This window comes from Paenibacillus sp. L3-i20, assembly GCF_022180385.2.
Lineage (GTDB): Bacteria > Bacillota > Bacilli > Paenibacillales > Paenibacillaceae > Pristimantibacillus.
Window position 1 is genome coordinate 2,309,194 of sequence record NZ_BQME02000002.1, and the last position, 11,083, is coordinate 2,320,276.

The window sequence follows — 11,083 nt, forward strand, 5'->3', positions numbered from 1 at the left end:
GCTAATATATAACAAAAAGAGGGGTTTGATGCCCCTCTTTTTACTATTTCGGCCAATATAGCGTAACTATTAGTCTTTTTTGATCATACATGTTTAATTAATTAGTTCTATGAGCATTCATTTTCTTACCAAGCAAGACCAAAAAGTCGAAAGTGATTTCTAGTTTCGTCTTACCCAAGACTTGTTGAACATTTTCTTCTGATACGCCCCAAGACAAAGGGGTCATACGGACCATCTGCTCAATTTGCTTATTATCCATTGTTGCACTGTACTGAACACCCTGGATGTCAACAAGATCAAAATTACGTTTAAAAAGCGCTATTGAACTTTCATTTGAATGTACACTTCTATCTGTTTGTTTGTAAAATATCCCTCTTAGCTCTTGAAGGTACTTACTTCCGGGGATAACTTTCATAACCATTCCATCATCCTTAAGCATTCTATGAAACTCAGCGTAGTTGGATGGCGATAATATATTCAATATGAAATTGAATTGTTTATCCGTAAATGGGCAATGTGAGAGATCCACAACGCACCAGATTAAATTAGAAAAACTTCGTGAGGCAATAATAATGCCTTCTTTCGAAATATCAATTCCTGCTCCCAACAAGTTACATTGTGACTGTTCAACTACTCTCTGTTGTATAGCAGACAAATGTGACCCTTCACCACATCCAACATCTAATATTTTTATTGGTTTACTCACTGGTTCCAAGTCCAACATTATATTTTCACAAATCCGATTAATTAACGGATCAAAAAAGCCGCTTTCGTTAATCATTTTTCGAGATTCAAACAGTTTTTTATCATATTTTGTTTTAACGGAATGCGTCAACAAGTTTACATATCCCTGCTTAGATAAATCAAAACAATGATGATTGGAACAAATTAAACTGCTAAGATTTACTACTTCCACAGAAGTTGAACATATTGGGCATCTAAACATGTCTTCATACTGGGAGAGAAGACGTGCGTTTATAATCTTTTTATTGTTTTCGGACAACACAAAAACACCTCATTCATTCGTAATTAGTAAATGAAAAAGGCACAGTTAAATAGACTCAGGTCATATCTTTAAAAATGACTTGAGCATAAATAATCTGTACCTTCCATTAACGTAAACGAATGAATTTGATGATCATGAACAAACATCTCCTATTCACAATTGTTAGAGAAGGGTGATACCGCTCCCTCTGTTTAGTATAACTATAGTGAGATCTGTTTGTATACTTCACTATTCCCTTACTAAAATAGACCGCCCTCATGAAAAGGTATGCGGTCTATTATTTACAGTATAGAGACTTAATAGCTCGGAGTTTGCCCCAATTTCATCGTACCGTCAATTATCACTTTTAATCAATAAATATATAAAGTAAGGAGCACCAATTAAAGCAACAATAACTCCTGCTGGTATTTCAGCACATCCAGTTCAAGAGGATTACGAATAAGTAAAGATACAGTAATAATTAGCTAATGCAGCATAGGCAAATATGGCTTTTATTAAGATTGAACAGGCGCATATATTTGTGTATTCGCAGGAGCTTCCTGATATGCCTCATCTACAAACATGATTTTACGTTGGATTTGCATCAGCCCATTTACAGTGCGAAGCGCAATCCAGGAAAATACTACGCCTATACCTGCGTACACCATATATTGCTGATTATAATTCCAATCCATTTGAAAATAACTAAACAAACTATTTTCTAAAATATCAACCTGTATCTCATTCATCAAAATAATATGCACGATTGGTAGAGCGAGTAATCCTAGTCCTAATGAAATCACCGTTACCGTAATTACAAAAAATACGATGCCTGTTACAAACTTTAGCAATACAAGTAGCAGATTTCGAACGAATAGCCCACTGTCAAATACTCTCGTCATTTGCTTCAACCAGCTCTGCCCAGCTTCATACTGTTGATTGTAGGTAAACGGAACTGGAGGAGTAGGTAATCCCAAAAATTGTCTAATCAAGCTTTGTTCAAATTTCACAATCTCATTCAACAACTTAGCTACTCCAAAAAATAGCGGTATTCCGATAAAGATTGGAGCTAAACCAATTGATAATGCAAGTCCCGTTATCATTACTGTAAAATAGATAATCCCTAACGGCAGAGATAACAAAAAATAGAAAATAGCTGCATAGGTTCTGGGATTAAAAAGTACCCGATTCGTATTGCCTGTTGACGATTGTGCTGTTGCTTCTATTGCCTTCATATTCAAACACTTCCTTTGCCTTCATTAGTCACGCTCTAAGTTATACCCCCATTATATCTGCCTTATTTTCCAGACATAACCGCCTCAGTGGGTATCTGAATGCTAGACTTTAGGCTAGGCTCAGATAAACTTATTGAAGCAAAAAGATGAATCTTGTAGACTACAAATTTCTACATTTCCACTTTCCGTTGCTTCCTTATATTCAGCATGAACAGGTTCAAGAATGATTGGCTACCAGTAAAAGTTCTTTTGATTTTCATTGTGTCACTCCCTACTATTTGTGGTCGCTCCGTGTAAAGAGAAAGGTGTGACAACAGTAGCTCCAGCTATACAGACAAAACTTTTATGAACGTGTTAAACTATGGTTTTATACTAAATTGATTGGTTGGTGACTTCGTTGATTACAAATCTTTATTTTGTTCGACATGCTCATTCTACTTATTCCGCCGATGAATTAAATAGACCCTTATCAGAACGTGGAAAAGAGGATGCTAGGAAAGTTACTGAGTTACTGAAAAATGAAAATATAAATGTCCTAATTTCAAGTCCCTATAAAAGAGCGATACAAACTATTGAAGGGTTAACTGGAATATATGGTGATGAAATAGTCATAGAAGAAGACTTTAAAGAAAGGTTATTATCTGAAAAGCCCGTCGATGACTTTGACAGTGCAATAGCTAAGGTATGGGAGGATTATTCCTTTTCTTGGGAGGGGGGTGAATCCAACATTGTTGCCCAGAATAGAGGAGTTCGAGTGCTCGAAAAAGTTTTGGAACAATATGAAGGTAAAAATATAGCAATCGGGACACATGGGAATATCATGGTATTAATTATGAATTATTTAGATAATAAATTTGATTTCACATTTTGGAAACAGTTGGATATGCCTGACATTTATAAGTTAAGTTTTCACAGTCAGAGACTTATTGAAGTAAAACGCATTTGGGACAGGCGTTAATTATGTAAGAGCCCTGTTCATAGGGTTTGGAAAAATACTGTGTTTTTATATACGGGCATAAACATCTCCTTAGGCTGTTTCTACATTTCTTCTTTGTAGAGTTCAAATACATCAGCAGGGTAAGGTTCTAAACTTAATAACAAATAGAGCACGTTGAAGTGCCCTATTAGATACAATTATTTTCCTAAGTATGTCTTTGCAAGTGCTACCAAATCATCCTTTGTTACGTCTCCGCTTATTTCTAAAGAAATGACGTTAAGGTCAGCCGTTTTGTAATTTACTACTAGATAATTATCATTTCCATTGCCTGTAAACATAGCAAGTACATCATCCGAGATTTGAACATTTTCCCATGGACCATCCCTATAGGTCATGGACAAAGTCTTGCTAGGATCTTTTAGAGTCTTCGTCATTTCAACATTTAAATCTTGTTCGACCACGATATCCGTTTGATTCAACAAAAATATATCGTAAAATCCACCTAGATACCATTCATCTGCTGACTGCACTCGATAATTTGTATCCTTTTGTACTACACCAAATGATTTAACAAGTGTAAATTTGCTCTCTTGTGGTCTCAACAGAGGGAATGAAGACTGTTTCACTGCTTCATCTACTGCTACCGTCTCCCAGACGTCTGCTGAAGTTGATAAAGCAGTCTCAAGTTTTTCTTTATATGATTGTTCATTGCTGTCAGCAGGTATGGATGTGCCCGTTCCATTTTCACTGATACTAACTTGGATTCCATTCCATTTTGTATTGAAGAGAGCGGCAGCGCTAACAGATGCAGTTGAAATAAATACCAATGCACAAATCGCAAACCAGACTGGGCTCATTCTAAGTCGCTTCCGTTTTTGAATACGGTGATTATCATTGAGGGAATGTACGTTTTGCATCACTTTACTGGCTATGTCGACTTCGGGTATCTTTGTCTCCCTCATTGTTTGAATTAAACTATTAATGTTCGAATCTTTGTTCATATAGTGATCCCTCCAATTGGGTTCTACTTCTTTTTAACTTCATCTTAATCCGTTCAAATCGCTTTCGCGCTGTAGCAGAGCTAATATCCAAAATCGTAGAAATTTCTTGAAACGGTCGATCTTCGATGACTCGCAACACCAATATCTCCTTTTCAGCTATGGTCAAACCCTCAAGCATTTGCAACTGTACATCGGATTTATCTGAAAATGTTTGTTCGGCGCTCTTCACGTTACCATCGTTCCTAAATAACGGCATCAAAAAGTACCATTTTCTTTTCCTTTTGAGCATAGTACTGCAATGATTCGCAGCAATCTTATACAACCATGCCAGCAATAAGTCATCAGTGTCATGCCGGTAATTTACCAAATTCTGATATGCCTTAAAAAAGACCTCTTGCGCTGCGTCTTCAGCTTCCTGCCGATTTTGAAGCATGAAATAACAAAATGTAAATATTTTTCTCTCAAAATGCCGAACAATACTCTCAAATGCATCAGGATTACCTTGTAGAACCTGTTCGATCTGTATCTTCGTCTCCATGATTACTAACCTCCTTTCTCTTTTTAATTTCATGTGCCTTCACAATGTATAACTATCGAGGTGGACTTAATGTGACCAGTTGGTATAATCTTTTCGAGTAATTCAACTAAGTAAAATCGTCAGGTACAGTGTAATTGGAATTTATAAATCTATAATGAACGGCATTTGCTAGAACACTTTTTAAATAAATAAAACATTACCGTCGACCTCTTGCAGTATCCTTCTATATTCTATCTGTACTTCTCTTATTTACAAGTAAACACAAAATTTAAGAGCCTTTATATCCATCCAAAAAAAAAAGTCCAGGTATGTTCACCTGAACTTTTTAAAGTACTATCAAATTATTGAGAGACCCGCTGTTCTCATTTCTCTACTTAAATCAGGTCAGATTCTTGCAAAAGTCTCTGAATAATAGTTGCAACCTCAGCCCTAGTAATATAAGTTTTCGGCGCCAGCTCATCCGCACTTCGTCCAGCTACAAGACCAGCTTGTACACTGTCTGCAACGTCACTGTATGCCCAGTCGGATACGTTTGTCACATCTGCAAACGGACGAAGTATTGCATCTGACGATAGATCTGACAACTTTGCCTTCAGCCCGGTAATCGTCATCGCTCGGGATAGAATCGTCATAGCCTCTTCCCTAGTAATTTTATCGTTCGGTCGGAATGTGTCGTCCTCAAACCCTCTAATCAATTGATACGCATATGCCGTGTTGATCGCACTGCTGAACCAACCCGATGTTTTTACGTCAGAAAACTGCGTTGATCCATTTTCCAGTTTTAATCCCAATCCGCGTACTAGAATAGATGCAAACTCACCTCGGGTGATATCGCGATCTGGACTGAACAGACCTTCGCCCGTACCGTCAATGACCATCCGTGATCCCATGTCGTTAATGGCAACCTTCGCCCAATGATTTACAACATCTGTGAACTCGAGTGGATGCCAAACGACGGTGTATGTGCTATTGGTTAAGCTGTTGATTTGAGCATAATACTTACCATCGAGTATAACGATCTTAGTTGGTACGTGGCGAACCGTCCCATCTGACTCAACAACGACGCCTGTCGTAATCTTATTGGGATCAATACCAGCTGGGATGGCAATCGATCTTTCCACATAAGCATTAAATTTCGTTACTTTAACACTTGTATTTCCGTATATGGCTCTAATCGTAAAATCCAATGGCGGAACGACAAGCGTGAACGTACCATTCACAGCCGCATTCTCTACAACTTTTAATGTATCCTCGGTTGGTGCGGCAATTTCGATTTGTACATTGATGTCTTGTAAGGTGACCGACTTGCCAAGTTTATCCACTACAGCTCCGATATCGATTTGTTGTGCGGGAATCGTATACGTCACTTGGTCCGTCTTAATCGCTATAACAGCTTGCTTACTTTCCATGCTTTTAACCATTTGCCCGCTCAGTTCACCAATCATGACATCTGACTTCGTATTGAATGGAATTGTGACAACTGTTCCTTGGCCCTCCGCAGCGAGCTTTTCTTCCAGTTTCTTCTGATTGACGGAAATAGTTCTAACATGCTGGTCGTTTCGCTTGCTTGTTGTGGCTGTTCCTGCTTGTTCAACTTTCCCGTTAATCAGTACATCAACACCATTATTGGTTGCCAGTGGTGATGTGGAAGGCGTGCTGCTTCCCTCACTTGCTGACGATCTCGGCACAACGGAATTAGATTCTGAAGAGGATACGCTAATTCCGGCTGCATTAATTGCTTTTACCGTAAAGGTGTAGCTCGTACCGTTGCTTAAACCTGTAATGACAATCGGGCTTGATGGTCCGGTTGCGACCTTATTTCCGGGAGCTATCGTCACTTCATATCCAGTAATCGTACTTCCACCGTTTTCAGTTGGAGCCTTAAAGGTTATGGTAGCTTGTCCGTCCGCCGCAATCGCCGTCACATTTGTCGGTGCTACTGGAGCTGTTGCCGGTGTCGCGCTTGCCATATTAGATATCGCACCCAAACCGCCCTCGTTACCTGCCTTTACTACAAAATAATAAGTTGCACCGTTTATCAAGTTCTGAATGCTGTAAGTAGGAGAAGTGACAGTCGCTACTTCTACTTCGGAATATTCGCCTGAAGCTGTCGCTTTATAAATGTTGTAATATGTCGCTCCCGGTACTGCATCCCAATTCAGGGTAACCTGACGATTGCCTCCGACAGCAGCTAGGTTTTGCGGATTGGCAGGAGCATTCGGCAAGTTTACAGATTGCGTGACGTTAAATGTTACAGGTGTCATGTGATCTGCCGATACCGTGGCAGTTACAGTGTAGGTGCCTGCTTTCAGACCATCTTTTGCTTGAATCGTAAAGCTTGTTGATTCCATGCTGTTTAAGTCAGAAGCTGGCTGCGTAATTACAAAATCGTTACTATTTACGCCACTAAGCTTTACCGATAAATTCGTCAAAGTGCCTGTACCAGTATTTGTGATGGCGATAGTTTTGGTGTCTTGGGTACCAGATACGTACCCCTGAGTAAGTACCGTTAACATTTGATTCGTTAGAGCAGCAATCGTATAGGTAGGAGCTATCGGCGCTGCGGTGACCGTAATCGTCGCATTCCCTTTTTTGCTGATGTCCACTGTTGACGTTGCCGTAATCGTATAATTACCAGGCACTGCATCCACTGCTATTGTCACGTTACCTAAACCGTCAACGGACACTTTGTTGCTGGCATCACTGCTTGACCAAGTGACCGTCGTCGCCGCTCCGCCAACGGCATCTACTGTAGCGGAAAGTTGCATATTGCCACCTTGCACAACATTTTCGCTAGTAGGGCTGACGATCACGCTATTAACCGCTGGCGCTATCGGCGCTGCCGTAACGGTAATCGTCGCACTGCCTTTTTTGGTGCTGTCCACCGTTGATGTTGCCGTGATTGTGTAAGCTCCTGGCGCTGCATCAGTTGCAACTGTCACGATTCCCGATCCATCCACGGACACTTTGTTGCTGGCATCACTGCTTGACCAAGTGACCGTCGTCGCCGCTCCGCCAACGGCATCTACTGTAGCCGAAAGTTGCGTGTTGTCGCCTTGCACAACGCTTGCGCTAGCAGGGCTAACGCTTACGCTATTAACCGCTGGCGCTATCGGAGACGCAGTAGCAGTTATCGTCGCACTTCCCTTTTTGCTGCTGTCCACCGTTGATGTTGCCGTGATTGTGTAAGCTCCTAGTGCTGCATCAGTTGCAACTGTCACGATTCCCGATCCATCCACGGACACTTTGTTGCTGGCATCACTGCTTGACCAAGAGACCGTCGTCGCCGCTCCGCCAACGGCATCTACCGTAGCGGAAAGTTGCGTATCGCCACCTTGCACAACATTTTCGCTAGCAGGGCTAACGCTTACGCTATTAACCGCTGGCGTTATCGGAGTCGCAGTAACAGTTATCGTCGCACTTCCCTTTTTGCTGCTATCTACCGTTGATGTTGCCGTGATTGTGTAAGCTCCTGGCGCTGCATCAGTTGCAACTGTCACGATTCCCGATCCATCCACGGACACTTTGTTGCTGGCATCACTGCTTGACCAAGTGACCGTCGTCGCCGCTCCGCCAACGGCATCTACCGTAGCGGAAAGTTGCGTATCGCCACCTTGCACAACATTTTCGCTAGCAGGGCTAACGCTTACGCTATTAACCGCTGGCGCTATCGGAGACGCAGTAACAGTTATCGTCGCACTTCCCTTTTTGCTGCTGTCCACCGTTGACGTTGCCGTAATTATATAATTGCCGAGTGCTGCATCCGCACCGACCGTCACGTTACCCAAACCATCCACGGACACTTTGTTGCTGGCATCACTGCTTGACCAAGTGACCGTCGTCGCCGCTCCGCCAACGGCATCTACCGTAGCGGAAAGTTGCGTGTTGCCACCTTGCGCAACATTTTCGCTAGCAGGGCTGACGATCACGCTATTAACCGCTGGCGCTATCGGAGCCGCAGTAACAGTTATCGTCGCACTTCCCTTTTTGCTGCTGTCCACCGTTGACGTTGCCGTAATTATATAATTGCCGAGTGCTGCATCCGCACCGACCGTCACGTTACCCAAACCATCCACGGACACTTTGTTGCTGGCATCACTGCTTGACCAAGTGACCGTCGTCGCCGCTCCGCCAACGGCATCTACCGTAGCGGAAAGTTGCGTATTGCCACCTTGTACGACACTTGCGCTAGCAGGGCTAACGCTTACACTATTAACCGCTGGCGCTATCGGAGCCGCAGTAACAGTTATCGTCGCACTTCCCTTTTTGCTGCTATCTACCGTTGACGTTGCCGTAATTGTATAATTACCTGGCGCTGCATCCGCTCCGACCGACACATTCCCCGATCCGTCAACGGACACTTTGTTGCTGGCATCACTGCTTGACCAAGTGACCGTCGTCGCCGCTCCGCCAACGGCATCTACTGTAGCCGAAAGTTGCGTGTTGTCGCCTTGCACAACGCTTGCGCTAGCAGGGCTAACGCTTACGCTATTAACCGCTGGCGCTATCGGAGCCGCAGTAACAGTTATCGTCGCAGTTCCCTTTTTGCTGCTATCCACCGTTGACGTTGCCGTAATCGTATAATCTCCCTGTGCTGCATCAGCCGCAACCCTCACGATTCCCGAACCACCCACGGATACTTTGTTACTGGCATCACTACTTGACCACGTGACCGTTGTCGCCGCACCGCCCACTGCATCTACTGAAGCAGTTAGCTGCTTGCCTCCGCCCTGCATGACGCTTGCACTAGAAGGGCTGATGTTCACGCTATTAACCGCCGGCGCTAAAGTAACCGTAATCGTCGCGTTGCCCTTTTTGCTACTATCTACCGTTGACGTTGCCGTAATCGTATAATTGCCAGGCGCTGCATCAGCCGCGACCCTCACGATTCCCGAACCACCCACGGATACTTTGTTACTGGCATCACTACTTGACCACGTGACCGTTGTCGCCGCACCGCCCACTGCATCTACAGAAGCAGCTAGCTGCTTGCCTCCGCCCTGCATGACGCTTGCGGTGCCCGGGCTGACGCTTACGCTGTTAATTGCAGGAGGTAATGGTGCCGTATATCTACCCACCCGTACTTGTTCTTCCGTATTGTTCTTCTCTTGCCAAGCTACGTATAAAACATTATTTAGTACAGCCACAGCAGGAAAAAAAGATGATTTCGTTGCATTTACATTCACACCGTTCCAGTTTGCTTCGGCGCTTCTCCAAGTGGTACCATCATACTTTTTTACACGAACTTTAAAAAATGAACCTGTACCGGTATGTTCTTGCCACACCGCATACAACTCGTTGTTGACCACAGCTAATTCAACATGGTGACCTCGAAAATTAGGATTGACGTTTATTCCATTCATACCGCCGCCGTCAATACTCGACCAAGTGGTACCATCGTATTTTTTCACTCGAACTTGATTATCCGTATTACCGATTGGCTCATCCCATGCCACATATAAGGCATTGTCGACAACAACTACCGACGGATAAGTCGCGCTTTTTGAACTTACCATATTCAAACCAGTCGTACTGCCGTCTATAATCGTCCAGCTTATACCATCATACTTTTTTACTCGTATTTGATAATTAGTTCCAGAAACTTCAGAAAAAACTAGATATAAGTCATTGCCTAATACACTCATAATAGGAAAACCTGCGACTCGTAACGGATTCACATTTAAGCCGGTTGCACCGCCGCCATCAACACTCGTCCACTCAGCACCGTCATACTTCTTTGCTCGAACTTGACCAGCCTCAGTCCAAGTAGCATACAGAGCATTTTTGTATACAGCCAAACTAGGACCGAATGCATCTTTAGAAGCATCTGCATTTATTCCGGCCAAGCTTCCTCCTTCAGCGCTTATCCAACTCGTGCCGTTGAATTTCTTGACCCGAACTTGATTAAGGGACGATGTAACCGCTTCGGTCCATGCGATATATAAAGCATTATCAAACACGACCATTGTAGGTCTGGTTCCGGCTTTGGCAGCATTTACGTTCAACCCATTCGGGCCGTTGCCATCGACACTTATCCAGCTCGTTCCATTATACTTCTTGACTCTAATTTGATTGCTAAATGCGCCTGGAACGATTCTTTCTTGCCAAGCAACGTAAACCTCGCCATTCCATACAGCTGTTCCAGGGTATTCCCCCCTATTTGCGGGATTTACGTTCAACCCATTGGCTCCACCACCGTCTATTAGCGACCAGCCAGATGCAGCCGATGCCGTGCCGCCGTTTGCTAGAATCGGTATTAATAGAATCATAGCTAGTAAATAATGCAACACTTTTCTTAATCTATCAGTTTTCTTGCTTCTTCTCTTTATTGATATCACTCTTCATCTTCCTTTCAAAAGTATCGTTCAGTCACTTAATTCGTTAGCT

General features: G+C 42.9%; 7 protein-coding genes. 1 reads left to right on the plus strand and 6 read right to left on the minus strand.

Annotation, left to right across the window (positions count from 1 at the left end):
- Positions 1–97: 97 nt before the first annotated feature.
- The 3 genes from MFF31_RS24530 to MFF31_RS24535 all read right to left on the minus strand — a co-directional run bounded on the left by MFF31_RS24530 (position 98) and on the right by MFF31_RS24535 (position 2,220).
- Positions 98–1,006 (minus strand): putative RNA methyltransferase, encoded by a 909-nt coding sequence (locus tag MFF31_RS24530; protein ID WP_309296698.1) that lies wholly within the window; start codon positions 1,004–1,006, stop codon positions 98–100.
- Positions 1,007–1,339: 333 nt separating this feature from the next.
- Positions 1,340–1,414, minus strand: coding sequence for a hypothetical protein (locus MFF31_RS25500; protein ID WP_375541373.1), 75 nt, complete (start codon positions 1,412–1,414; stop codon positions 1,340–1,342).
- Positions 1,415–1,500: 86 nt separating this feature from the next.
- Positions 1,501–2,220 (minus strand): sensor domain-containing protein, encoded by a 720-nt coding sequence (locus MFF31_RS24535; protein WP_238191827.1) that lies wholly within the window; start codon positions 2,218–2,220, stop codon positions 1,501–1,503.
- 400 nt (positions 2,221–2,620) lie between these two features.
- Between MFF31_RS24535 and MFF31_RS24540 the strand changes: the two genes are divergently transcribed.
- Entirely contained in the window at positions 2,621–3,178 is a 558-nt protein-coding gene (locus tag MFF31_RS24540; RefSeq protein WP_238192264.1) for a histidine phosphatase family protein, read from the plus strand.
- A gap of 176 nt (positions 3,179–3,354) precedes the next feature.
- Here the strand turns inward: MFF31_RS24540 and MFF31_RS24545 are convergent, their stop codons facing one another.
- The 3 genes from MFF31_RS24545 to MFF31_RS24555 form a co-directional block, all read right to left on the minus strand.
- Positions 3,355–4,158, minus strand: coding sequence for a hypothetical protein (locus MFF31_RS24545; protein WP_238191829.1), 804 nt, complete (start codon positions 4,156–4,158; stop codon positions 3,355–3,357).
- Positions 4,136–4,696: an RNA polymerase sigma factor gene (locus MFF31_RS24550; protein ID WP_238191831.1), complete on the minus strand. Its 561-nt coding sequence runs from the start codon at positions 4,694–4,696 to the stop codon at positions 4,136–4,138. Before MFF31_RS24550 ends, MFF31_RS24545 begins: the two co-directional genes overlap by 23 nt.
- 374 nt (positions 4,697–5,070) lie before the next feature.
- Complete coding sequence (locus tag MFF31_RS24555) at positions 5,071–11,034, minus strand: Ig-like domain-containing protein (RefSeq protein WP_248565568.1); 5,964 nt, start codon at positions 11,032–11,034, stop codon at positions 5,071–5,073.
- Positions 11,035–11,083: the final 49 nt, after the last annotated feature.

Excerpts from the sequence above, each read along its gene's own strand:
- MFF31_RS24550 (WP_238191831.1), bottom strand. The coding sequence starts at position 4,696 with ATGGAGACGAAGATACAGATCGAACAGGTTCTACAAGGTAATCCTGAT.
- MFF31_RS24535 (WP_238191827.1), bottom strand. The coding sequence starts at position 2,220 with ATGAAGGCAATAGAAGCAACAGCACAATCGTCAACAGGCAATACGAAT.
- MFF31_RS24545 (WP_238191829.1), bottom strand. The coding sequence starts at position 4,158 with ATGAACAAAGATTCGAACATTAATAGTTTAATTCAAACAATGAGGGAG.